The organism is Bacillus sp. FSL M8-0025 (genome assembly GCF_037975475.1).
Lineage (GTDB): Bacteria > Bacillota > Bacilli > Bacillales > Bacillaceae > Bacillus > Bacillus subtilis.
On sequence record NZ_CP150258.1, the window covers coordinates 1316670 to 1339621 of the forward strand.

The following is a 22952-nucleotide window of genomic DNA, read 5'->3' on the forward strand; positions in this document are numbered from 1 at the left end:
AGTGAAAAACACGTGGAAAAGAAAAAACGCGAGCTGGATATTTTCCTCATCCTTATTTTGCTCGCATCTGCATTCTTAAATATCTATAACATCTGGAATGATGATACGGTGAATCCTTATTACACCGCTGCAGTCACAAGTATGATGCAAAGCTTTCATAATTTTTTCTATGCCTCATTCGACGCGGCGGGGTTTATAACGGTTGATAAACCGCCTATTACGTTCCAGATACAAACCATCAGCGCACTTATATTCGGTATGCACGGCTGGAGCGTCATCCTGCCTCAGGCACTTGCTGGTGTAGGTTCTGTCCTTTTAATGTATCTGTTAATAAAACCGACATTCGGTAAGACAGCAGCAAGAATTGCCTCTTTCATCATGGCATGTACACCGATTGCTGTAGCTGTAGCACGTACAAACAATGTTGATGCATTACTGGTATTTTTCTTATTGCTTGCTACATGGCTTCTCTTTAAAGCGATCAGAAAAGGAAAGCTGATCTGGCTGTTAGCAGCATTTTTCGTTGTTGGAGTAGGATTTAATACAAAAATGCTGCAGGCTTACATGATTTTACCGGCTTTCTTATTGTTCTATCTGATTGCGGCAAACGCCACAATCAAGAAAAAAATCGTTTCATTGGTAAGTGCGTTAGCCGTATTAGCAGCCGTTTCGTTATCGTGGCCGCTCATTGTTGACAATATCCCTGCAAGCAAGCGGCCTTATATCGGAAGCAGCCAAACCAACTCTGTTTTGGAATTGGCTTTCGGCTATAACGGAATCCAGCGGCTGACAGGCCAAAATTCAGGCGGCGGCCAGGGTGCGCCAAACAAAGACGCTTCAAAAGAAATGTCTTCTTCTGATAACACTCAAGCACCGCCTAATCAGTCATCAAGCAACAGCTCATCAAGCGATGGTAAATCCTCAAATGGCAATATGGCGGCGCCTCCATCCAATGGCCAAATGCCAAGCGGCGGTCAAGGAGGCCCTCCAAGCGGCGGAGATGGCGGCCAAGGCGGACCCGGCGGAGACGGAGGGAAAGGCGGTACAGGAACCGGTTCGAAAATGCAATCAGGTTCAGGGATGTTTGGAACGGGAACACCTGGTCCACTGCGGCTTTTCCAACAAGAGTTATCTGATCAAATCAGCTGGCTTCTGCCATTTGCGATATTTGGAATCGCAGGCTTACTGATCGCTGGCGCAAGAGAAAGAAGAAGATTATCTGTAGAGCAGAAGGAAACGGTGTTCTGGATTGCGTGGCTTGTACCGATTGCCGGATTCTTCAGTGTCGCAGAATTTTTCCATCATTATTATCTCATCATGCTGGCACCGCCGATTGCGGCTCTTGTCGGTGCGGGATGGGTTGCCCTTGTTCATCTGTATCGCAATCAGACAGGCTGGAAAGCATGGCTTTTGCCGGGAGCAATTATTGCGACAACTGGATTTGAATTGTTTATTCTCAGAAACTACAACGATCAAATCGGTGTTGGATGGAGTATCGGGGTAGGTGTTATCGGCGTGTTGTCAGCGATTGCTTTGCTGCTGTTTAAACAGCGCCAAAAACCGTTCAGTTATTATGTTTCACTTGCAGCTCTCCTCGCATTGCTGGTGATGCCGATTTATTGGGCAAGTACGCCACTTCTGTACGGAGGCAACAGCTCACTGCCTGAAACAGGCCCTCAGCTCGCATCAATGAGCGGAAAAGGCATGGGAATGTCTGATGCGACTGTAAATGAAAAACTGATCAAATATCTAGAGGAGAATAACTCCGGAGCTGAATACCTATTCGCCACAACCGATTCGAACACAGCGGCACCATATATCATTAAAACGAAAAAAGCTGTCATGGCTATTGGCGGATACAGCGGTTCTGACCCGGCGATCACACTGACTCAATTCAAAAAACTTGTAAAAGAAGGAAAAGTGAAATACTTCTTGGCTTCTGGAATGGGAAGAGGCGGAAACAATGACATTGTTGAATGGGTTGAGAAAAATGGAAAAGAAGTAGCATCAGAAAAATGGCAATCAAGTTCTGATCAAAAAACAGAAAATACTGATTCGGCTGATACATCAAGCAGCAAGGCTTCAGGTGAAAACGGCAAAATGGGCGGACCTGGCGGAATGAATCAGTCAGCAACATTATACGAACTACATGCTGATGAATAGGAGGCAAAAACATGAGCAGACATATTCAATATTCAATTGTTGTACCTGTGTATAATGAAGAGCTTGTCATTCATGAAACCTATCAGCGCTTAAAAGAGGTCATGGATCAAACGAAGGAAAACTACGAGCTGCTTTTTGTCAACGATGGCAGCAAAGACCGCAGTATTGAGATTTTAAGAGAGCATAGCCTGATCGATCCGAGAGTGAAAATTATTGATTTTTCAAGGAATTTTGGACACCAGATCGCCATTACGGCGGGTATGGATTATGCACAGGGGAATGCAATCGTCGTCATTGACGCCGATTTGCAGGACCCTCCTGAACTGATTTTAGATATGATTGAAAAGTGGAAGGAAGGCTACGAGGTCGTGTACGCCGTGCGGACTAAACGAAAAGGGGAAACCTTTTTCAAAAAACAAACCGCGGCTATGTTTTACCGGCTTCTCAGCGGTATGACAGATATTGATATCCCGATTGATACGGGGGATTTTCGTCTCATGGACAGAAAAGTCTGTGATGAAATGAAAAGATTAAAAGAAAAAAATCCATTTGTCAGAGGGCTAGTCAGCTGGGTGGGTTTCAAACAGACAGCGGTCGAGTATGTACGTGATGAAAGGCTCGCCGGAGAAACGAAGTACCCGCTCAAGAAAATGCTGAAGCTGTCAATGGACGGCATCACGACATTTTCACATAAACCGCTGAAGCTGGCAAGCTATGCGGGGATTTTAATGTCAGGTGCTGGATTTCTGTATATGTTTATCGTGCTGTATCTGAAACTATTCACAGACAGCACGATTACCGGCTGGTCATCACTTATTGTGATCCAGCTCCTGTTCAGCGGCATTGTCCTTCTGATTTTGGGCGTGATCGGCGAATATATCGGCAGAATCTACGATGAAGCCAAAGACAGGCCGCTTTACATTGTCCAAAAATCGTATGGAATTGAAAATAAAAGACTCTATAGAGACCAGCATATGTCATAACCTCAAACCCCCTGTCCGTAATGGACAGGGAGTTTTTATGCTCTGAGCCCGATCTAAAGCAAAAGATGCTAATAGATATATGGAAATTGGGTAAAGAAGAGATTGTGAGCTTGTACTGCGGTTCAGTCATGCCGAAATAAAAACAGCAAAACTTAAAGATTTCGTCATCGGCTTTGCTGCATGTCAGCTGTTAGATTGGGGGGCTTTTAAGAAACGCATGATTAGAGCCGTACCAGTTATGTTTAATAGAATACTGGTACCCAATACAATTCCCCACGTCAACGTCGATTCAGAGAGAAGAAAGCTCAGCAAAAGAAAAGCCAATCCTGCGCAGATCATACTCAGTCCTACGGTTTTCATGTTCATGCCTCCTAGCAAACGATGTTTCTAGCATCTGATGAGAGTGATGTCAATCTGTATGATATACGGATATCTCGTCTGAAAGTTTCATAGAACAATTAGGTCTTTTATCTAATAAAAAGCCTCAGACCGCTTTTGCGGCCTGAGGCATTATGTCTTACGAAGTTTTCTCTTCTTTTTGATCCAGTTTAATTTTTTTCGTCATTTCTTTGCCGTTTCGGAGAATTTTCACTTCAACGGTATCACCGATCTTTGCGTCTTTATATAAGATATTGCGCAATTCACTGCCTGTATCAATTTCTTTACCTTTTAGGCCGATGATAATATCCTCTGCTTTTAATCCGGCCTTTTCAGCAGGAGAGCCTGAAGCGACCTCACGGATGTAAACACCTTTATTCAGCTGGCTGCCGAACAGGCCGAGTGTGCCTTCTTGGTAATTTTGCGGCACTTGTTCCAGATCAAGCATGCTGACACCGATATATGGACGTTCAATTTGTCCTTTAGACAGCAATTCTTCAGCAATCGGTTTTACGTCATTGCTTGGAATGGCGAATCCGATACCCTCAACATCATCCTCACTGATTTTCATACTGTTAATGCCGACAATTTTGCCGTCTGTATTTAACAAAGGACCGCCGCTGTTACCTGGATTAATTGCTGCGTCTGTCTGAATGACGTTAATGCTCGTTTCGCCGGCTGATGTAGACATTGAAACCGTTCTGTCCACGCCGCTTACAATTCCTTGTGTTACTGTGCGGGACAGATCTTTTCCAAGCGGATCCCCAATCGCAATAACGGTCTCGCCTGTTCTGAGATCAGATGAATCACCGAAGTTTGCCACTTTTGTGACGTGGTCATCACTGATTTGGAGGACGGCTAAATCAGTTAACGAGTCACTGCCTACCAGCTTTGCAGTAACCTCAGTGCCGTCATATAAAGATACCTTCAGTGATGATGCCCCTTCTACGACGTGGTTATTTGTAATGATATAAGCCTTGCCATTCTCTTTTTTGAAAATGACACCTGACCCTGAACCGCTTTCTGTATCTTCACTGGAATCAGAAGAACTAGAGCCGAACAAAGAGCTGTTTGATTGTGCCTGAAGATTTGTAATACCGACAATCGCTGGTGAAAGGTCTTCTACCATATCTGAGATTTTAGAAGAGTCCTCGCTCTTGAATGCAGATGAGCTGCTTGAGCTTGATGAGCTTTTTTTAGATTCAGAGGAGGTGCTTGTTGCTGTAACAGATTGCGTTTGCTGCTGGCTGGATGATTGTTTTGCAGTGTCCTGAGAATCATGGTCGCCAAGCGGTGTAAACGTGTAAATGCCAAGGGCAAGACTGCCGCCGATCACTCCGCCAAGCAACGGTCTGAACCATCCGAATCCTCGTTTTTTCTTCTCCTGATCATGAATGACATTGCGGGCCGAGTAGGAGGCGCTCTGATCGTTCTCTTTCGTTAAAAAGACCTCATTCTCATTACCTTTCGTTCTGTTTTCATCACGATAGTTATCCATCATGTTCACTCCGTTTCTCTATTTTCACATGTCTATTTATATTGATAGGTTTATGACTTGAGTTTATCATAAACAATAACTGTGGGATAAAAATGAAAAGATTATGGGAAATTGTGAAAAAGTGCGGAAAACGGTACACTTCATATTGTATATGAAAGGACTGAGTCGATGGAACAGATTGGATTGATTGGATATGGCAGCATGGCGGATATGATCGCCAGACAGCTGTTGAAACATGAACAAATAAAAGAGAATGAGCTATTTATTGAGACGAGAACGAAGGGGGAGCGGCTGCGGGCACTCATGTCAGATTATCCAAACGTATCGGCTGATCCGTTGGAGAATTGGGCAAATACGTGCCAATTGATTTTGATATGCGTCCCGCCGCTCCATGTCATCGAAATAATGCGTCGTCTGCACCCGTATGTGAACAGAAATACTCACATCGTATCCATAGCTGCCGGTGTGCCGCTGCGTCTTTTGGAGGCAGAAACAGAAGCCGGTATCTCACGTGTTATTCCTGCCATTACGTCCGAAGCAGAAGCTGGCATCTCACTTGTCGTTCACAGTGAAGCACTGGCTGCAGAGAAAAAAGAACGTCTGAATGAATTGTTATCGGTTTTCAGCCGTGTACGAGAAATCAAAGAATCGAATTTAGATGCGGCCAGCAATTTAACGAGCTCGGCACCGGGATTCATAGCTGCAATCTTTGAAGAGCTGGCACTGTCTGCCGTCAGAAACAGCAGCCTGTCCAAAGAAGAAGCCTTTGATTTTCTGATTCATTCGCTATACGGAACTGGCAAGGTGCTGATCGAAAAAAATATGTCTTTCGAGGAGACGCTGGAACGTGTCGCAACCAAAGGCGGAATAACGGGAGAGGGAGCTGAGGTGATACGCGCCTCTGTGCCGGACGTTTTTGATGAGGTGTTTGAAAGAACCCTGAAAAAATATGAACTGCTTACAGAACAGGTTGGTAAACAGACATGAATCCTTGAAAGAGGATTCTTTTTTTATCACTGAATGATTGAGATTTTTCCCAGTTATATTGCATTTTTCCTCTTTTTTTAATATAATCTGTTAGAATATTCATAATTTAGTAAAAAAGGAGGAGCGTTATGAAATTGTACATGTCAGTAGATATGGAAGGTATTTCGGGTCTTCCGGACGATACCTTTGTGGATTCCGGCAAGCGGAATTATGAACGCGGACGGCTTATCATGACTGAAGAAGCAAACTACTGTATTGCTGAAGCGTTTAACAGCGGGTGTACCGAGGTGCTGGTCAATGACAGTCATTCGAAGATGAATAATCTGATGGTTGAAAAGCTTCACCCTGAAGCAGACTTGATTTCTGGTGACGTCAAACCATTTTCAATGGTGGAGGGACTGGATGATACGTTTACAGGCGCTTTGTTTCTCGGTTATCATGCGAGAGCCTCGACCCCCGGTGTCATGTCACACAGCATGATTTTCGGCGTCCGTCATTTTTACATAAACGATCGGCCTGTCGGTGAGCTTGGATTAAATGCATACGTTGCCGGTTATTATGGTGTCCCGGTATTAATGGTAGCCGGGGATGACCGGGCGGCAAAGGAAGCGGAAGAGCTTATCCCGAACGTGACAACAGCCGCAGTCAAACAAACCATTTCAAGATCCGCAGTGAAGTGCTTGTCGCCTGCGAAAGCCGGACGGCTGTTGACAGAAAAAACTGCGTTTGCCCTGCAAAACAAGGACAAAGTCAAGCCGCTCACACCGCCTGACAGGCCGGTTCTGAGCATTGAATTCGCCAATTATGGCCAAGCAGAATGGGCGAATCTGATGCCGGGAACGGAAATCAAGACGGGAACTACAACCGTTCAATTTCAGGCGAAGGACATGCTTGAAGCCTATCAGGCGATGCTTGTCATGACTGAGCTTGCGATGCGGACATCATTCTGCTAAAGGGGTGTTTTAGGCTTTGGCGCGATACATGATAAAGCGTTTTTGGGCAATGGCAGCTACGATTTTGGTGATTACCACCCTGACTTTTGTTCTCATGAAGGTCATTCCCGGATCTCCTTTTAACGAGGAGAGAGGCACAAATGAAGCCGTTCAAAAAAATCTCGAAGCCTACTATCACTTAGACGATCCTCTCATTTTCCAATACATTTTCTACTTAAAATCCATCATTACATTCGATTTCGGACCTTCAATTAAAAAACCGTCGGACAGTGTAAATGATATGCTGGAACGCGGATTTCCCGTTTCCTTTGAGCTTGGGATGACAGCGATTGTCATTGCTGTGATTTCTGGGCTGGTGCTGGGCGTAATTGCTGCACTCCGCCGCAATGGCTTTTTGGACTATGCCGCGATGAGTCTTGCAGTACTCGGCATCTCCATCCCGAATTTTATTCTGGCAACATTGCTCATTCAGCAATTTGCTGTCAATCTCAAACTATTTCCCGCTGCGACATGGACAAGCCCGATTCATATGGTGCTTCCGACCGCAGCGCTTGCTGTAGGGCCAATGGCGATCATTGCCAGGCTGACACGGTCGAGCATGGTCGAAGTTCTGACACAGGATTATATCCGCACAGCAAAAGCAAAAGGGCTTTCTCCATTCAAAATTATCGTAAAACACGCACTCAGAAATGCACTCATGCCCGTCATTACCGTCCTGGGCACACTCGTCGCCAGCATCTTAACAGGAAGCTTTGTCATTGAAAAAATCTTTGCCATTCCGGGAATGGGAAAATATTTTGTTGAAAGCATTAATCAGCGGGACTATCCCGTGATTATGGGAACGACCGTTTTTTACAGCGTCATTCTGATTATCATGCTGTTTTTGGTCGATTTGGCCTACGGTCTCTTAGACCCGCGCATTAAACTGCATAAGAAAGGGTGAAGCGTGTGAATCTCCCTGTACAAACGGATGAACGCCAGCCAGAACAGCACAATCAGGTGCCTGATGAGTGGTTTGTCTCGAATCAGGAAAAAAATCGGGAAGCAGATTCGGTCAAGCGGCCGAGTTTGTCATACACGCAGGATGCCTGGAGGAGGCTGAAAAAAAATAAATTAGCGATGGCCGGACTCTTTATTCTTTTATTTCTTTTTGTCATGGCAGTTATCGGGCCCTTTTTATCGCCTCATAGTGTCGTACGCCAATCACTGACAGAACAAAATCTTCCGCCCTCAGCCGATCATTGGTTCGGCACCGATGAACTCGGCCGGGATGTGTTTACCCGAACATGGTATGGCGCGAGAATCTCGTTGTTTGTCGGCGTGATGGCAGCACTGATTGATTTTTTGATTGGTGTCATTTACGGAGGCGTTGCCGGCTATAAAGGCGGCAGGATTGACAGCATTATGATGAGGATTATCGAAGTGCTGTACGGACTGCCGTACCTGCTTGTTGTCATTTTGCTGATGGTGCTCATGGGACCGGGACTGGGCACGATTATTGTGGCGCTGACTGTGACCGGGTGGGTCGGCATGGCGAGAATTGTAAGAGGCCAGGTGCTTCAGATTAAAAATTATGAATATGTACTCGCCTCGAAAACCTTTGGCGCGAAAACCTTTCGCATCATCCGGAAGAATTTGCTGCCGAATACTATGGGAGCGATCATCGTACAAATGACATTAACCGTACCTGCCGCCATATTCGCAGAATCATTTTTAAGCTTTCTCGGCCTCGGCATACAGGCTCCGTTTGCAAGTTGGGGCGTGATGGCGAATGACGGCCTGCCCACGATTTTATCTGGGCATTGGTGGCGCCTGTTTTTTCCGGCCTTTTTCATATCTCTGACGATGTACGCGTTTAATGTGCTGGGGGACGGATTGCAGGATGCGCTTGACCCTAAGCTGAGGAGGTAGCTGTATGGAAAAAGTTCTGTCAGTCCAAAATCTGCACGTGTCTTTTACGACTTACGGCGGGACGGTTCAGGCGGTCAGAGGGGTGAGCTTTGATTTGTATAAAGGAGAAACCTTTGCGATCGTCGGCGAATCCGGCTGCGGCAAAAGCGTTACCTCCCAAAGCATCATGGGCCTGCTTCCGCCTTATTCGGCGAAGGTGACAGACGGCAGCATTCTATTTAAAAACAAAGACCTTTGCCGTCTCTCTGACAAAGAAATGAGAGGTATAAGGGGAGCCGACATTTCTATGATTTTTCAAGACCCGATGACGGCGTTAAACCCTACGCTGACTGTCGGCGACCAGCTGGGGGAAGCGCTATTGCGCCACAAAAAAATGAGCAAAAAAGCGGCACGGAAAGAGGTGCTTTCCATGCTGTCATTGGTTGGTATTCCAGATCCCGAAGAGCGCCTAAAGCAATATCCCCACCAATTCAGCGGCGGCATGAGACAGCGGATTGTCATTGCGATGGCGCTGATTTGCGAGCCTGACATCTTAATTGCGGATGAACCGACCACCGCCCTGGATGTAACCATTCAGGCACAGATTTTAGAGCTGTTTAAAGAGATTCAGAGAAAAACGAATGTGTCTGTCATCCTGATTACACATGATTTAGGGGTCGTTGCCCAGGTAGCTGACAGAGTCGCAGTCATGTATGCCGGGAAAATCGCGGAAATCGGCACGAGAAAAGATATTTTTTATCAGCCGCAGCACCCTTATACAAAAGGACTGCTGGCTTCTGTCCCGCGGCTGGATTTAGATGGCGCGGAGCTGATCCCGATCGACGGAACGCCGCCGGATTTATTTTCGCCTCCGCCGGGCTGCCCGTTTGCCGCCCGCTGTCCGAACAGGATGGTTGTGTGTGACAGGGTGTACCCGGGCCAGACGATCAGATCTGACTCGCACACCGTCAACTGCTGGCTGCAGGATCAACGAGCAGAGCATGCGGTGCTGTCAGGAGATGCGAAGGATTGAACATGAAAAGGGGGAAGAGGATGAAACGAGTGAAAAAGCTATGGGGCATGGGTCTTGCATTAGGACTTTCGTTTGCGCTGATTGGGTGCACAGCAAATGAACAGGCCGGAAAAGAAGGCAGTCATGATAAGGCAAAAACCAGCGGAGAAAAGGTGCTGTATGTAAATAATGAAAATGAACCGACTTCATTCGATCCGCCGATCGGCTTTAATAATGTGTCATGGCAGCCGTTAAATAACATCATGGAGGGGCTGACGCGTCTTGGCAAAGATCATGAGCCCGAGCCGGCAATGGCGGAGAAATGGTCTGTTTCGAAAGATAAAAAAACTTACACATTTACGATTCGGGAAAATGCGAAATGGACAAACGGAGATCCTGTAACAGCCGGAGACTTCGAATACGCGTGGAAGCGAATGCTTGATCCGAAAAAAGGCGCTTCATCGGCATTCCTAGGTTATTTTATTGAAGGCGGCGAAGCATATAACAGCGGGAAAGGGAAAAAAGACGATGTGAAGGTGACGGCAAAGGATGATCGAACCCTTGAAGTTACACTGGAAGCACCGCAAAAATATTTTCTGAGCGTTGTGTCCAATCCTGCGTATTTTCCGGTAAATGAAAAGGTCGATAAAGACAATCCAAAGTGGTTTGCTGAGGCGGATACATTTGTCGGAAACGGCCCGTTTAAGCTGACGGAATGGAAGCATGATGACAGCATCACTATGGAGAAAAGCGACACGTATTGGGATAAAGATACCGTGAAGCTTGATAAGGTGAAATGGGCGATGGTCAGTGACAGAAATACAGATTATCAGATGTTTCAATCAGGGGAACTTGATACCGCTTATGTCCCTGCAGAGTTAAGCGACCAGCTGATGGATCAGGATAACGTCAATATTGTTGACCAGGCGGGTCTCTATTTCTATCGATTTAATGTCAACATGGAGCCGTTTCAAAATGAAAACATCAGAAAAGCCTTTGCGATGGCTGTGGATCAAGAGGAAATTGTAAAGTACGTCACGAAAAATAATGAAAAACCGGCGCGCGCCTTTGTATCGCCTGGATTTACGCAGCCTGACGGCAAAGATTTCCGTGAAGCAGGCGGAGACCTGATCAAGCCTAACGAAAGCAAAGCGAAGCAGCTGCTCGAAAAGGGCATGAAGGAAGAAAACTATAATAAGCTTCCTGCGATCACGCTTACTTACAGCACAAAGCCGGAGCATAAAAAGATTGCCGAAGCTATTCAGCAAAAATTGAAAAATAGCCTTGGAGTCGATGTGAAGCTGGCCAATATGGAATGGAACGTATTTTTAGAGGATCAAAAAGCGCTGAAATTCCAATTCTCTCAAAGCTCATTTTTGCCTGATTACGCGGACCCTATCAGTTTTCTGGAAGCCTTTCAAACGGGAAATTCGATGAACCGCACAGGCTGGGCCAATAAAGAATACGATCAGCTGATCAAACAGGCGAAAAATGAAGCCGATGAAAAAGCACGGTTCTCTCTTATGCATCAAGCTGAAGAGCTGCTCATCAATGAAGCGCCGATCATCCCGGTTTATTTTTATAATCAGGTTCACCTGCAAAATGAACAAGTAAAGGGAATTGTCCGTCACCCTGTCGGCTATATCGACTTAAAATGGGCAGATAAAAACTGATGGCGGTGATTGAGGAAATACTGCTTCTTTATGCGAAGGAGCGGTATTTTTTCTCTTTCTTGCACGTATACGTAGGGTGCAGAGCAAATGAAAGGAGTGTTTTCGTTGAATTACAAGCCGAAAGCGCTGAAAAAGGGTGATACAGTCGGAGTGATCGCGCCCGCAAGTCCGCCGGATCAAAAAAAGCTTGACACCGCGCTATTATTTTTAGAAGAGCTCGGTCTTCAGGTGAAGTTGGGCAAGGCGCTGAAAAACCAGCACGGCTATTTAGCGGGACAGGATGATGAGCGGCTGGCGGATCTCCATGAGATGTTCAGAGACGAGGAGGTAAAAGCAGTGTTGTGCGCATGCGGGGGTTTTGGGACAGGACGTATCGCCGCGGGCATTGATTTCAGCTTGATCCGCAAACACCCTAAAATCTTTTGGGGATACAGCGATATTACGTTTTTACATACTGCCATTCATCAAAACACAGGTCTTGTCACTTTCCATGGCCCGATGCTCAGCACGGATATAGGCCTTGACGACGTTCACCCGCTGACAAAAGCGTCATATAAGCAGCTCTTCCAGGAGACGGAATTCACCTATACAGAAGAGCTTTCTCCGCTGACCGAGCTTGTTCCTGGAAAAGCGGAAGGCGAGCTTGTCGGGGGGAATCTGTCTTTGCTGACGTCTACACTGGGCACGCCATTTGAAATTGATACGAGAGGAAAGCTTCTGTTTATTGAAGATATTGACGAGGAGCCTTATCAAATCGACCGAATGCTGAATCAGCTGAAAATGGCGGGGAAGCTGACGGACGCGGCCGGAATTCTAGTTTGTGATTTTCACAATTGTGTCCCGGTGAAGCGAGAGAAGTCTCTCTCGCTTGAGCAGGTGCTGGAAGACTATATTATTTCTGCGGGCAGGCCTGCTCTGAGAGGATTTAAAATCGGCCACTGCTCGCCAAGTATTGCCGTTCCGATTGGTGCGAAAGCTGCTATGAATACAGCAGAAAAAACAGTCGTAATAGAGGCAGGCGTTTCAGAAGGAGCGCTGAAGACATGAAAATCATTCGAATCGAAACAAGCCGAATCGCTGTCCCACTGACAAAGCCGTTTAAAACCGCGCTTCGCACTGTGTATACGGCTGAATCAGTCATAGTAAGGATTACTTATGACAGCGGTGCAGTCGGATGGGGAGAAGCACCCCCGACGTTAGTGATTACAGGAGACAGCATGGATAGCATTGAAAGTGCCATCCACCATGTGTTGAAGCCGGCATTGCTTGGAAAAAGCCTGGTGGGCTATGAGGCCATTCTGCACGACATCCAGCATCTTCTTACAGGAAATATGAGCGCGAAGGCTGCTGTAGAAATGGCGCTGTACGACGGCTGGGCGCAGATGTGCGGGCTGCCGCTTTATCAAATGCTTGGCGGATATCGAGATACGCTGGAAACAGATTATACCGTCAGTGTCAACTCACCTGAAGAGATGGCAGCTGATGCCGAGAATTATCTCAAACAAGGCTTTCAAACGCTGAAAATAAAGGTCGGAAAAGATGATATTGCAACAGATATCGCCCGTATCCAGGAAATCAGAAAACGTGTCGGATCAGCTGTGAAACTGCGTTTAGACGCTAATCAGGGGTGGAGGCCGAAGGAAGCGGTAACTGCCATTCGGAAAATGGAGGATGCGGGTCTAGGCATTGAGCTTGTCGAGCAGCCTGTCCATAAAGACGATCTCGCTGGGCTTAAAAAGGTGACAGATGCGACAGATACGCCGATTATGGCTGATGAAAGTGTTTTCACACCGCGCCAGGCGTTCGAAGTTCTGCAAACACGGAGCGCAGACTTGATCAATATTAAATTGATGAAAGCGGGCGGCATCAGCGGAGCAGAGAAAATTAATGCCATGGCGGAGGCCTGCGGGGTGGAGTGTATGGTCGGCAGCATGATCGAAACGAAGCTGGGCATTACGGCCGCGGCGCATTTTGCGGCAAGTAAGAGAAACATCACACGCTTTGATTTTGACGCGCCGCTGATGCTGAAAACAGATGTATTCAAAGGCGGCATAACATATAGCGGCAGCACGATTTCGATGCCTGGCAAACCGGGCCTCGGAATCACCGGGGCTGCGCTTTTGAAAGGGGGAAAAGAGCAATGATGCACACTGTCATATCAGCAGTGGCCAACATCTGGACAGCGCCTGATTCACCGCGTCCGTCTGATCAATTCATGCTTCAACCGACTGTAAGGATCAGAGACTGGCTGGAGCGCATGACGTATGATGAACGGCTTGGATTATGTACAGACAATGTAATCCAAACTCAGGTTCTCTTTGGCGAAAAGGTACTTGTGACGGCGGAACAGGGGGAATGGGTTTCTGTGATCGTGCCTAGCCAGTCATCCCGAAAGGATCCGCGCGGATACCCAGGCTGGATGAAAAAGAACCAGCTGGAAAAAACAAAGCCCATCCATACACAACACGATGTGATGATCAGCAAACCTGCTGCCTTTTTGTACAGAAGCAATGGGGAAAAGGAGATCGAATTAAGCTTTTTGACGGTTCTCCCCTTCATTGCAAAAGAAAACGGATATTTTAAGGTTTCGACTGTTTTGGGAGAAAGGTTTGTGAAGCAAAGTGATGCAGTGCCTGTCAGCAAACAGAAAGGGACTGCTGAAGACATCATTCAAACGGGTGCGTTTTTCCTTGGCCTTCCCTACCTATGGGGAGGGATCAGCGGGTTTGGGTTTGATTGCTCCGGATTTATGTACAGTATATTTAAGGCGAATGGATACAGCATCCCCCGCGATGCGGGAGATCAGGCTAAGGCGGGGGAGTATGTCCTGCTTGATGATATGAAGGCTGGTGACCTGCTGTTTTTTGCTTATGAGGAAGGAAAAGGAGCGATTCATCACGTCGGTCTGTATGTAGGCGGCGGGAAAATGCTTCATTCTCCAAAGACAGGAAAATCAATCGAAATCCTTACATTAAAAGACACAATCTATGAAAAAGAACTTTGTGCGGTGCGCCGCTGTTTTTCAGAATAAGGAGGGAGACAAATGACGCCACTGCCTTTGTTAGAGGTCAGCCAGCTAAAAATGCATTTTGACGCAGGGAAAAAGCGGACAGTCAAAGCCGTCGACGGGGTCACCTTTCAGATTCGTGAAGGAGAAACGTTCGGGCTAGTCGGGGAATCAGGGTGCGGGAAATCAACCTTGGGGAGAGTGCTGATGCGCCTTTATCAGCCGACAGAAGGAAGCGTGACATACCGCGGCACAAATCTTCATGCACTGAGTGAAAAAGAGCAGTTTGCCTTCAACCGCAAACTGCAGATGATTTTTCAGGACCCTTATGCTTCACTTAACCCGCGCATGACCGTTCGAGAAATTATTTTGGAGCCGATGGAGATTCACAATCTCTACAATACTCATAAAGCGCGGCTTCTCGTCGTGGACGAGCTGCTTGAGGCAGTTGGGCTTCATCCTGATTTTAGCAGCCGTTATCCGCATGAATTCAGCGGCGGGCAAAGGCAGAGGATCGGGATTGCGAGAGCACTGTCGCTGAATCCTGAATTTATCGTGGCGGACGAACCGATTTCTGCACTTGATGTCTCTGTTCAAGCGCAGGTGGTCAACCTGCTGAAGCGGCTTCAAAAAGAGAAAGGGCTTACGTTTTTATTCATTGCCCATGATCTTTCGATGGTGAAGCATATCAGTGACAGGATCGGTGTTATGTACTTAGGGCACATGATGGAAATTACAGAGAGCGGCACCTTGTATCGTGAACCGCTCCATCCCTATACAAAGGCGCTTTTGTCCTCGATTCCGATTCCAGATCCTGAATTGGAGGACAAGCGTGAGCGTATTCTCTTAAAAGGAGAGTTGCCGAGCCCGGTCAATCCGCCAAGCGGCTGCGTGTTTCGGACCCGCTGTCCTGAGGCGATGTCTGAATGTGGAGAATCTCGTCCCCAGCTTCAAGAAATCGAACCCGGCCGTTTTGTCGCTTGCCATTTGTATCGAAATGCTGAAACGAAGGAAAAAGTGAGATAAAAATAAAAAGAGTGGCTCCTTTTTACTAGAGCCACTCCATTTGATTATACTTGATGTAAAAACTTTACACAAACCGGGTAAGGGACAGAAACCGTTGATGGGAGGAGTGTCAATCGGCCGGTTTCTTTGTCTCTTTCAAACAAGACAAGGTTGCCTGTTTCTTCATTTGAAGCAACGAGGAACTCTTCCGTTGGGTCAAATACAAAGTCACGAGGCCAGTTTCCTTCTGTCGACACTCTTTCTACGAAAGCCAGCTCTCCTGAATATTGATTCACTTCAAATACGGCGATACTGTCATGGCCGCGGTTTGCGACATAAACAAAACGTCCGTCCTGCGTGACATGTATTGCGCTTCCCTGGCTGTTATCTGTAAAATCATCAGGGATGGCAGAAACGACTTGGATTTCTCTAAATTCGCCGGCTGTCGGGTTGTATTCAAGCGCAATCACTTCATTGCTTAATTCTGTCATGACATAAGCGTATTTTTCTTTCGGATGAAAAGCGATATGGCGAGGTCCTGCACCGGGAGCGAAGGAATGGCTTCCGGATTCAGTCAACACACCGTCTTTAAGCTTATAGGTGTAGAGCTTATCTATACCTAAATCAACCGCTACCACATAATTGTGTTCAGGTGTGAACCCCGCGTAGTGTGTATGCGGTTTTTCTTGTCTTTCGTGCGGCCCTTTTCCTGTGTGAGCGGCCTCTGAAACAGGTGATTGCAAGCTGCCGTCTTCCTGAACCGGAAAAACGTGTACCTTCCCGCTGTGATAATTGGCAGTCAGTACGAATTGATTTTGATCATCAACGCTTACGTGGCATGGCGAAGGGCCATCAATTAACTGATGATTCAGAAATGTCAATTCGCCGCTGTTTTTATCGATTTGATAGGCAGCAACTCCGCCTTGGCCGTCTGCTTTTTCGATGGAATAAAGGATGGTGTTGTTTTTGTTCGGCGCCACATATGTCGGGTTGCCCAGCTTAGCGGCCAGCTTTGGCTCGCTGAGTGCTTTTTTCTCAGTATCAAGCTCAAATGAATAAATTCCTTCGCTTCCGCCTTTTGTATATGTTCCCACATATCCTATGTATTTTGTCATGCGATTTCCCCCTTAAAAATGATGTCACCTCTATATTAACGTATCTTGATAAAATAAGCTGTTCAAAACATGAAAAAGGGGAAGATTCTTCATTCGCCTCGAATCAGCGGCATTGTGCAGCACCTGAAGGAGCCGCCTGATTTAATAATTTCTGACAGGTCAATTTCGATAATGTGATAGCCTCTATTCGATAGCTGTTGATTGACATGGCGGTTGCCAGGGAGACTGATGATCGTTTTTTTTTCGATTGAAAGGACGTTGGTGCCAAGCGTAAATTGTTCGTCCTCGGGCACCTCAATAAGATCATAACGTTTTGCCAGCATATCGGCTGCATCTGGCTCAATGGCCTGTGGATAAATTAACGCTTCGCTTTCAGATATAATGTTAAATACGCAGTCCAAATGCAAAAATTTTTCATGAAGCTTCACTGGAACGATCGTATATTCAGGAAGTGCCTCTTCCAGCTGGCCGATAGCTGAAATGTCGGTGCGCTGGCTGATTCCGACATAGACAATGTCATCATCGATAATGACGTCTCCGCCTTCAATACTCGTATCAAGCATGCGGGTGTAAGAGATACCTTGGCTGTGAAAAAAATCTTTTATAACGGCTTCTTCTCCTTGGCGAATCGGTTCAGTCATGCTTGACAAAAAGGCTTTTTCTCCGATGACAAATCCTATGTCCCTAGTAAAAACCTGTTCTGGGAGTCCGTCGCGAACGGGCAAAAGGACGACCTCAACGTTGTGTGACCTAAGTGCCTCCACTAAGCGACTGTGCTGGTCGTTAGCGGTTTTTACATGAATATTGTCATCTTCAAAATGTTTTTGTGTTTCGTTTATAACATCTTTTATGCTCATGTGCTCAGGTTTGCATAAGATCACTTTCTGAAGTGTGCCGTATTCCGTTCGGCATACCGTTTTGTGCTGAGATTTCGGGATAGATACGTCCATTTGTTTTTCCTCCTAAAGTGTGAAGAATACATTTATTATTCCCTCATCATGAAAATCATTAAACCATTTTAAATTTTAGACAAATGGAAGAGAATATTGTTTAATAGGAGAATATAAGTGCATTTAGCTAAAAGATCAGACATCAAAGGGGAGAAAGGTATGGAAACACCGGAAACAAGATTTTGTAAAGAGTCAAAGGTTGTGAAAACCAGCAGGGTGTTCCCGCTTGACACGAACAACCATAATACGCTGTTTGGCGGAAAATTAATGAGCTACATAGACGACATTGCCTCTATTTCAGCGGCGCGCCATTGCAGACGTGAAACGGTAACAGCTTCAATGGATTCTGTAGATTTTTTAAAGCCGATCGGGCAAAAGGATTCTGTCTGCCTAGAGTCGTATGTGACATGGGTCGGCACATCTTCCATGGAAGTATTTGTGAAAGTTATTAAGGAGCATTTGATGACTGGCGAACGGGAACTCGCTGCCACATCCTTTTTGACATTTGTCGCATTAGATTCAAATGGCAAGCCGGTGCCTGTACCGAGGGTTGTACCGGAAACAGAAGAAGAAATCATGCTGCATAATACAGCTGTACAGCGTGCTAATGAACGTAAGAACCGCAAGAAACACAGCCAGGCGCTTGCAAATGCGCTCGGAACTGATAAGCCTTGGTGAACGTTAAACCCAAAACATAAGTTGTTTTGGGTTTTTTTGTACTTTTCAATGGTGATTATTACAATGGTTAGTCCGTTTTTGCTAGGGGATTCTATAAAAAAGCAACAAATGTCATGTTAAATTGATAATTTTGTGACAACTTTATTAAAGATTCATTTTAGATATATCTTTTATTCGTAAGATCATGTATTTTAAAGATATATTTTAAATACATCTTTTCGAAAGGATTGTTTATAAAATGTTAGATAACAAAACAATCGAAATTATTAAAAGCACTGTACCCGTATTGCAACAGCATGGAGAAACAATCACTGGCCGTTTTTACGATCGGATGTTTCAAGACCATCCAGAGCTTTTGAACATTTTTAATCAAACAAACCAAAAGAAAAAAACACAGCGAACTGCACTGGCAAATGCCGTTATTGCAGCTGCGGCAAACATTGACCAATTAGGAAACATCATTCCGGTTGTCAAACAAATCGGCCACAAGCACCGCAGTATCGGAATTAAGCCTGAGCACTACCCAATCGTCGGTAAATATTTGCTGATTGCGATTAAAGATGTATTGGGAGACGCTGCAACTCCTGACATTATGCAGGCATGGGAAAAAGCGTACGGAGTCATTGCTGACGCGTTCATCGGAATTGAAAAAGACATGTATGAACAGGCTGAAGAGCAAGCCGGCGGCTGGAAGGAGTATAAGCCATTCGTTATCGCAAAAAAAGAGCGGGAAAGCAAAGAAATTACATCCTTCTATTTGAAAACGGAAGACGGCAAGCCGTTACCTGAATTCCAAGCAGGGCAATATATCAGCATCAAAGTGCGGATTCCTGATTCTGAATATACGCATATCCGCCAGTACAGCCTGTCTGATATGCCGGGAAAAGACTATTATCGAATTTCCGTGAAGAAGGATGGTGTCGTGTCTTCCTACTTACACGATGGGCTGCAGGAGGGAGATTCAATAGAGATCAGCGCACCGGCAGGGGACTTTATTTTAGATCCTGCATCACAAAAAGATCTCGTTTTGATCAGTGCCGGAGTTGGCATTACACCAATGATCAGCATGCTGAAAACATCTGTTTCCAAACAGCCTGAACGGCAAATTCTGTTCATTCATGCGGCGAAAAACAGTGAATATCATGCATTACGCCATGAGGTAGAAGAAGCAGCAAAACATTCTGCTGTTAAAACAGCATTTGTGTATCGCGAGCCGACAGAGGAAGACCGTGCAGGTAATCTGCATTTTCATGAAGGACAGATTGATCAGCAATTCCTCAAAGAACTGATTGCCAACACAGATGCGGATTACTATATTTGCGGTTCACCGTCGTTTATTACGGCAATGCATAAGCTTGTATCAGAGCTCGGATCAGCGACGGAGTCTATCCATTACGAGCTATTCGGTCCGCAATTAAGTTTGGCGCAGTCCGTTTGAACACATACATGAAACTCTTCTCCTTTCAGAGAAGAGTTTTTTATTGAGATTAAAGAAGGTAGACAAACGCCGGTTTCTACATCCGGACAATCACAGACCCGCCGCCATTTGTGCATACACGGTTTTGCTGTTCTTGCATTGTTCTCAGCAATTCATTGTTTACCTCAATCGCTCTAATTAGTTGCTCCATCCTTAGCTCCAAACCGGCCAGCCTGTCGATTGTTTGCTGCTGGTAGCCCGCGGGTTGGGGAGCCAATGGCAGATCAAAGGGCCAAAGGGCATTCGACTTCTGATTTTTCATATTGCGTATTGCGCCTCCAATCGGTGTCACTTTCTATTATGTTATGTTCAGGCGATATGCACGTTCGCCTAGACACTGATGCATAGAGGGCCTGCCACGGGGCACAATAGGCTCAATATGACCAGCGGATGGAGGTAAAGATCGGTGTTATGGATGGTATGGGTATTTTTACTGAAGCCAGTTATCGTATTTTCGATTGCATATATTTTGTTTCGGCTTGCCGGTAAAAAAGCTGTGTCACAAATGAACAATTTTGACCTGCTTTTGACCTTCGCAATCGGAACCATTATCAGTGAGCCGATCCTTACATCCAAGCTGCCGATGTCAATTTATTATGCGGGTGCTTTTTTGGTGCTTTATCTTATCATGAGCAAGCTCTCTTTATCTAATAAATGGCGATGGCTCCTAGTCGTGAGCCCGACTGTCCTAATCCGAAACGGGGATATTGATGAACGCGGCCTTCGTAAAGAAAGGCTGACTGTTAATGAGCTGCTCGGAAAGCTGAGGGAAAAGGGCTATGCCGACCCGGCTGACATTGATCTTGCTATCATTGAAGAAACGGGAGAAGTAAGCGTCATCCCGAAAGAGGAAGCGAGAGCGGTGCAGGTGCGGGATTTGAATATGGAAGCTGAACGGAATTTTATCCCGATTCCGCTCATACTGGATGGCGAAATCCTTGATCATAATTTGAAATATCTCCAAAAAAACCGATCCTGGCTGTTTGAGAAGCTTGAGGAAAAAGGGTACAGCCCCAAACTGCTGTCTTCGATTACCCTTGGCACGATGAATGCACGCGGTGATATATCTCTTGATTTAAATACCGCTAATGAACAGCAGCATGATCCTTACTTATATAAACCGGGAAATAACAATTAAGATGGCTCTCTCTTGTAATGAGAGCTTTTTTCTTTTTTAAAGGGAATTTTTGTTTGGTGTCAAATGTACCTAGTTAGGAGGGGAACTGAACATGAATGACTTATCCATAAGAAACGACATGGCGCCAACGGTCAGTTTGCTGTATTCCGCAGTGGAAGAAAACAGTCTCCGTCTGGCTTCCATCGTAAGCCATATGACACACAGTGAACTTTACTATAAGGGGCGCTGCCAAACAAAAAACAGCACGGCTCAGCTTTTGCACCATATCACAAATGTTGATATCAGATGGGTCTGGCGCATTAGGGAAAATCGGATACCGAATCATATTGAACAGGCATACGGCCCGATGACAGATGAAAGCGGACGGCTGCCTGAACCGGTGAATCAGCCAGACTTAGATGAACTCCTGAAAAGACATCAGCATGTAGTAGACGAGCTGAAATCGGTATGCTTCACTTTAACTGAAAATGCTTTGAACCAGCCGCTTTCTTTCGAAGGTGACACCGCGACGATACGATGGGGAATTTGGCATATGGCAGATCATAACCGCTATCATCAGGCACATATTGAAGCTCTCAAAAAAGAATGGAAGCAGGATGTGGCGAAGTATGAACGCTAAAACGAAGCTTGTGACTGATCGAATTCGTTTGCGCTGTATGGAAGATCGGGATCAAGCCACTTTGTTTGGGCTGCTTTTTAATGATCCTGACGTCATGACATATTATTCCGGTTTAAAAGATAAGAGGCAAACCCGCGAGTGGGTCAATTGGAACCAACGAAATGAAAAAGGGTACGGCGTTAGTCTGTGGATCGCCGAAGATAAGCGGACAGGGGAGTTTTTGGGGCAATGCGGCATCGTTCCCCAGCAGATCGAAAATCAAACCGTAATGGAAATTGGCTATATGTTTGCCCGCCGCCACTGGGGGAACGGCTATGCGCAAGAAGCGGCTCGGGCCTGTCTGGACTATGGCTTTAACGAGCGGCAGTTCGGCAAAATGGCGGCTTTGATTGATCCGGGTAACAAAGCGTCCATACGGGTAGCGGAGAAAATCGGCATGCATTACAGCAAAACGATCAGAAAATGGAATAAACCGATCGCGGTATATGAAAGAAAATCTTACAATTGAAAGATAGAGCTGAGTTTAGTATCATGATATCATGTAAAGTTTTCTAGGGTTCCGCATGTCAATTGACATGGACTGGTCCGAGAGAAAACACATACGCGTAAATAGAAGCGTGTATGCACACGGAGGGAAAAAAGCCCGGGAGAGTCAATCTCATGTGAGACGACTGTCCGGGGTTTTTTTGTTTTCGGAGAATCTTAATAGATAGAAAGGAATGACTCAAAATGAAATGGGGATTGGTCGTGCTTGCCGCTGTTTTCGAGGTTGTTTGGGTGATAGGCTTAAAGCACGCTGACTCAGCCTTAACATGGAGCGGCACTGCCATCGGCATCATATTCAGCTTTTACCTTCTAATGAAGGCGACTCACAGTCTGCCTGTTGGTACCGTGTATGCCGTCTTTACCGGGCTCGGCACAGCGGGAACAGTACTTAGTGAAATCGTTCTCTTTCATGAACCGGTTGGATGGCCGAAGCTATTGTTAATTGGCGTGCTCTTAATCGGTGTAATCGGGTTGAAGCTTGTGACACAGGATGAGACAGAGGAAAAAGGAGGCGAGGCATAATGCTGCACTGGATCAGTTTACTGTGCGCGGGCTGTTTAGAAATGGCCGGCGTGGCCCTTATGAATCAATATGCGAAAGAAAAAAGCGTGAAATGGGTGCTGTTGATCATTGTTGGTTTTGCCGCTTCATTTTCCTTGCTGTCGTACGCAATGGAAACCATTCCGATGGGAACGGCTTACGCGGTCTGGACAGGAATTGGCACCGCCGGCGGGGCGCTTATCGGCATCCTCTTTTACAAGGAGCAGAAAGACGCCAAACGGATCTTCTTTATCGCGTTGATTTTATGCTCAGCAGTTGGTTTAAAAATTCTGTCATAAATTGATTTTTATCAAATCTTCAGTATAATGGATAAATAGTT

At 45.9% G+C, this 22952-nt stretch carries 23 protein-coding genes and 1 riboswitch; of the genes, 19 read left to right on the forward strand and 4 right to left on the reverse strand.

The features are described 5' to 3' along the window. Positions 1-12 precede the first annotated feature (12 nt). Complete coding sequence (locus MKX38_RS06910; protein ID WP_339189058.1) at positions 13-2163, forward strand: glycosyltransferase family 39 protein; 2151 nt, start codon at positions 13-15, stop codon at positions 2161-2163. Positions 2164-2174: 11 nt separating this feature from the next. Next, positions 2175-3146, forward strand: coding sequence for a glycosyltransferase family 2 protein (locus MKX38_RS06915; protein WP_015715747.1), 972 nt, complete (start codon positions 2175-2177; stop codon positions 3144-3146). Positions 3147-3663: 517 nt separating this feature from the next. Here the strand turns inward: MKX38_RS06915 and htrA are convergent. Beyond that, a complete protein-coding gene (gene htrA, locus MKX38_RS06920) occupies positions 3664-5022 on the reverse strand; it encodes a serine protease HtrA (protein WP_041344803.1) in 1359 nt (452 codons plus the stop codon). A gap of 168 nt (positions 5023-5190) precedes the next feature. Here htrA and proG point away from each other — a divergent pair, with 168 nt between their 5' ends. From proG to MKX38_RS06970, 10 genes are all read left to right on the forward strand, one after another. Then, positions 5191-6009, forward strand: coding sequence for a pyrroline-5-carboxylate reductase ProG (proG, locus tag MKX38_RS06925; RefSeq protein WP_161477039.1), 819 nt, complete (start codon positions 5191-5193; stop codon positions 6007-6009). A gap of 128 nt (positions 6010-6137) precedes the next feature. Further along, the gene (dppA, locus tag MKX38_RS06930) at positions 6138-6962 is read left to right on the forward strand and encodes a D-aminopeptidase DppA (protein WP_029317684.1); all 825 of its coding nucleotides are present in this window, start codon (positions 6138-6140) and stop codon (positions 6960-6962) included. 16 nt (positions 6963-6978) lie between these two features. Further along, a complete protein-coding gene (dppB, locus tag MKX38_RS06935; RefSeq protein WP_003245446.1) occupies positions 6979-7905 on the forward strand; it encodes a dipeptide ABC transporter permease DppB in 927 nt (308 codons plus the stop codon). Between the two features lie 5 nt (positions 7906-7910). Then, positions 7911-8873, forward strand: coding sequence for a dipeptide ABC transporter permease DppC (gene dppC, locus MKX38_RS06940; protein ID WP_014476568.1), 963 nt, complete (start codon positions 7911-7913; stop codon positions 8871-8873). Positions 8874-8877: 4 nt separating this feature from the next. Continuing rightward, positions 8878-9885 carry a dipeptide ABC transporter ATP-binding subunit DppD gene (dppD, locus tag MKX38_RS06945; protein WP_032721399.1) on the forward strand — a complete coding sequence of 336 codons (1008 nt, stop codon included), beginning with the start codon at positions 8878-8880 and terminating at the stop codon, positions 9883-9885. A 2-nt stretch (positions 9886-9887) separates the two neighbouring features. Continuing rightward, positions 9888-11537 carry a dipeptide ABC transporter substrate-binding protein DppE gene (dppE, locus tag MKX38_RS06950; RefSeq protein ID WP_339189401.1) on the forward strand — a complete coding sequence of 550 codons (1650 nt, stop codon included), beginning with the start codon at positions 9888-9890 and terminating at the stop codon, positions 11535-11537. A gap of 87 nt (positions 11538-11624) precedes the next feature. Next, positions 11625-12584: an LD-carboxypeptidase gene (locus MKX38_RS06955; RefSeq protein ID WP_160221524.1), complete on the forward strand. Its 960-nt coding sequence runs from the start codon at positions 11625-11627 to the stop codon at positions 12582-12584. After that, the gene (ykfB, locus tag MKX38_RS06960) at positions 12581-13681 is read left to right on the forward strand and encodes an L-Ala-D/L-Glu epimerase (RefSeq protein WP_167559898.1); all 1101 of its coding nucleotides are present in this window, start codon (positions 12581-12583) and stop codon (positions 13679-13681) included. Before MKX38_RS06955 ends, ykfB begins: the two co-directional genes overlap by 4 nt. Next, positions 13678-14568, forward strand: a complete 891-nt coding sequence (gene eepC / locus MKX38_RS06965; protein WP_167559896.1) for a gamma-D-glutamyl-L-lysine dipeptidyl-peptidase — start codon at positions 13678-13680, stop codon at positions 14566-14568. The genes ykfB and eepC overlap by 4 nt, the downstream gene beginning before the upstream one ends. A gap of 12 nt (positions 14569-14580) precedes the next feature. Further along, the gene (locus tag MKX38_RS06970; RefSeq protein ID WP_213420063.1) at positions 14581-15570 is read left to right on the forward strand and encodes an oligopeptide/dipeptide ABC transporter ATP-binding protein; all 990 of its coding nucleotides are present in this window, start codon (positions 14581-14583) and stop codon (positions 15568-15570) included. A gap of 44 nt (positions 15571-15614) precedes the next feature. Here the strand turns inward: MKX38_RS06970 and pgl are convergent, their stop codons facing one another. Next, positions 15615-16664, reverse strand: coding sequence for a 6-phosphogluconolactonase (pgl, locus tag MKX38_RS06975; protein ID WP_038428841.1), 1050 nt, complete (start codon positions 16662-16664; stop codon positions 15615-15617). An 89-nt stretch (positions 16665-16753) separates the two neighbouring features. Further along, the gene (locus MKX38_RS06980; protein WP_339189064.1) at positions 16754-17614 is read right to left on the reverse strand and encodes a dimethylarginine dimethylaminohydrolase family protein; all 861 of its coding nucleotides are present in this window, start codon (positions 17612-17614) and stop codon (positions 16754-16756) included. Between the two features lie 159 nt (positions 17615-17773). Here MKX38_RS06980 and MKX38_RS06985 point away from each other — a divergent pair, with 159 nt between their 5' ends. Further along, positions 17774-18292: an acyl-CoA thioesterase gene (locus MKX38_RS06985; protein ID WP_003232595.1), complete on the forward strand. Its 519-nt coding sequence runs from the start codon at positions 17774-17776 to the stop codon at positions 18290-18292. Positions 18293-18530: 238 nt separating this feature from the next. After that, on the forward strand, positions 18531-19730 hold the full coding sequence (hmpA, locus tag MKX38_RS06990; protein WP_339189066.1) for an NO-inducible flavohemoprotein: 1200 nt from the start codon (positions 18531-18533) through the stop codon (positions 19728-19730). 76 nt (positions 19731-19806) lie between these two features. Here the strand turns inward: hmpA and MKX38_RS06995 are convergent, their stop codons facing one another. Continuing rightward, positions 19807-20031 (reverse strand): hypothetical protein, encoded by a 225-nt coding sequence (locus MKX38_RS06995; protein ID WP_128139344.1) that lies wholly within the window; start codon positions 20029-20031, stop codon positions 19807-19809. A 144-nt stretch (positions 20032-20175) separates the two neighbouring features. On the opposite strand from MKX38_RS06995, the gene MKX38_RS07000 reads away from it, so the two are divergent. From MKX38_RS07000 to ykkD, 5 genes are all read left to right on the forward strand, one after another. Then, complete coding sequence (locus MKX38_RS07000) at positions 20176-20907, forward strand: DUF421 domain-containing protein (RefSeq protein WP_015252244.1); 732 nt, start codon at positions 20176-20178, stop codon at positions 20905-20907. Between the two features lie 91 nt (positions 20908-20998). Next, positions 20999-21526 carry a DinB family protein gene (locus tag MKX38_RS07005; protein ID WP_256683391.1) on the forward strand — a complete coding sequence of 176 codons (528 nt, stop codon included), beginning with the start codon at positions 20999-21001 and terminating at the stop codon, positions 21524-21526. Beyond that, a complete protein-coding gene (locus tag MKX38_RS07010) occupies positions 21516-22034 on the forward strand; it encodes a GNAT family N-acetyltransferase (RefSeq protein WP_003244793.1) in 519 nt (172 codons plus the stop codon). Before MKX38_RS07005 ends, MKX38_RS07010 begins: the two co-directional genes overlap by 11 nt. Positions 22035-22066: 32 nt before the next feature. Further along, positions 22067-22178: riboswitch (guanidine-I (ykkC/yxkD leader) on the forward strand. A 77-nt stretch (positions 22179-22255) separates the two neighbouring features. Then, complete coding sequence (ykkC, locus tag MKX38_RS07015; protein WP_003232583.1) at positions 22256-22594, forward strand: multidrug efflux SMR transporter subunit YkkC; 339 nt, start codon at positions 22256-22258, stop codon at positions 22592-22594. Then, positions 22594-22911 (forward strand): multidrug efflux SMR transporter subunit YkkD, encoded by a 318-nt coding sequence (gene ykkD / locus MKX38_RS07020; RefSeq protein WP_015252242.1) that lies wholly within the window; start codon positions 22594-22596, stop codon positions 22909-22911. The genes ykkC and ykkD overlap by 1 nt, the downstream gene beginning before the upstream one ends. The last annotated feature ends 41 nt before the right edge of the window (positions 22912-22952 follow it).

Excerpts from the sequence above, each read along its gene's own strand:
- hmpA (WP_339189066.1), top strand. The coding sequence starts at position 18,531 with ATGTTAGATAACAAAACAATCGAAATTATTAAAAGCACTGTACCCGTA.
- dppA (WP_029317684.1), top strand. The coding sequence starts at position 6,138 with ATGAAATTGTACATGTCAGTAGATATGGAAGGTATTTCGGGTCTTCCG.
- dppE (WP_339189401.1), top strand. The coding sequence starts at position 9,888 with ATGAAAAGGGGGAAGAGGATGAAACGAGTGAAAAAGCTATGGGGCATG.
- ykkD (WP_015252242.1), top strand. The coding sequence starts at position 22,594 with ATGCTGCACTGGATCAGTTTACTGTGCGCGGGCTGTTTAGAAATGGCC.
- MKX38_RS07010 (WP_003244793.1), top strand. The coding sequence starts at position 21,516 with ATGAACGCTAAAACGAAGCTTGTGACTGATCGAATTCGTTTGCGCTGT.
- eepC (WP_167559896.1), top strand. The coding sequence starts at position 13,678 with ATGATGCACACTGTCATATCAGCAGTGGCCAACATCTGGACAGCGCCT.
- MKX38_RS07005 (WP_256683391.1), top strand. The coding sequence starts at position 20,999 with ATGAATGACTTATCCATAAGAAACGACATGGCGCCAACGGTCAGTTTG.
- MKX38_RS06955 (WP_160221524.1), top strand. The coding sequence starts at position 11,625 with ATGAAAGGAGTGTTTTCGTTGAATTACAAGCCGAAAGCGCTGAAAAAG.
- MKX38_RS06995 (WP_128139344.1), bottom strand. The coding sequence starts at position 20,031 with ATGAAAAATCAGAAGTCGAATGCCCTTTGGCCCTTTGATCTGCCATTG.
- dppD (WP_032721399.1), top strand. The coding sequence starts at position 8,878 with ATGGAAAAAGTTCTGTCAGTCCAAAATCTGCACGTGTCTTTTACGACT.
- ykkC (WP_003232583.1), top strand. The coding sequence starts at position 22,256 with ATGAAATGGGGATTGGTCGTGCTTGCCGCTGTTTTCGAGGTTGTTTGG.
- MKX38_RS06915 (WP_015715747.1), top strand. The coding sequence starts at position 2,175 with ATGAGCAGACATATTCAATATTCAATTGTTGTACCTGTGTATAATGAA.
- htrA (WP_041344803.1), bottom strand. The coding sequence starts at position 5,022 with ATGGATAACTATCGTGATGAAAACAGAACGAAAGGTAATGAGAATGAG.
- MKX38_RS06980 (WP_339189064.1), bottom strand. The coding sequence starts at position 17,614 with ATGGACGTATCTATCCCGAAATCTCAGCACAAAACGGTATGCCGAACG.
- MKX38_RS06985 (WP_003232595.1), top strand. The coding sequence starts at position 17,774 with ATGGAAACACCGGAAACAAGATTTTGTAAAGAGTCAAAGGTTGTGAAA.
- ykfB (WP_167559898.1), top strand. The coding sequence starts at position 12,581 with ATGAAAATCATTCGAATCGAAACAAGCCGAATCGCTGTCCCACTGACA.
- pgl (WP_038428841.1), bottom strand. The coding sequence starts at position 16,664 with ATGACAAAATACATAGGATATGTGGGAACATATACAAAAGGCGGAAGC.
- MKX38_RS06970 (WP_213420063.1), top strand. The coding sequence starts at position 14,581 with ATGACGCCACTGCCTTTGTTAGAGGTCAGCCAGCTAAAAATGCATTTT.
- proG (WP_161477039.1), top strand. The coding sequence starts at position 5,191 with ATGGAACAGATTGGATTGATTGGATATGGCAGCATGGCGGATATGATC.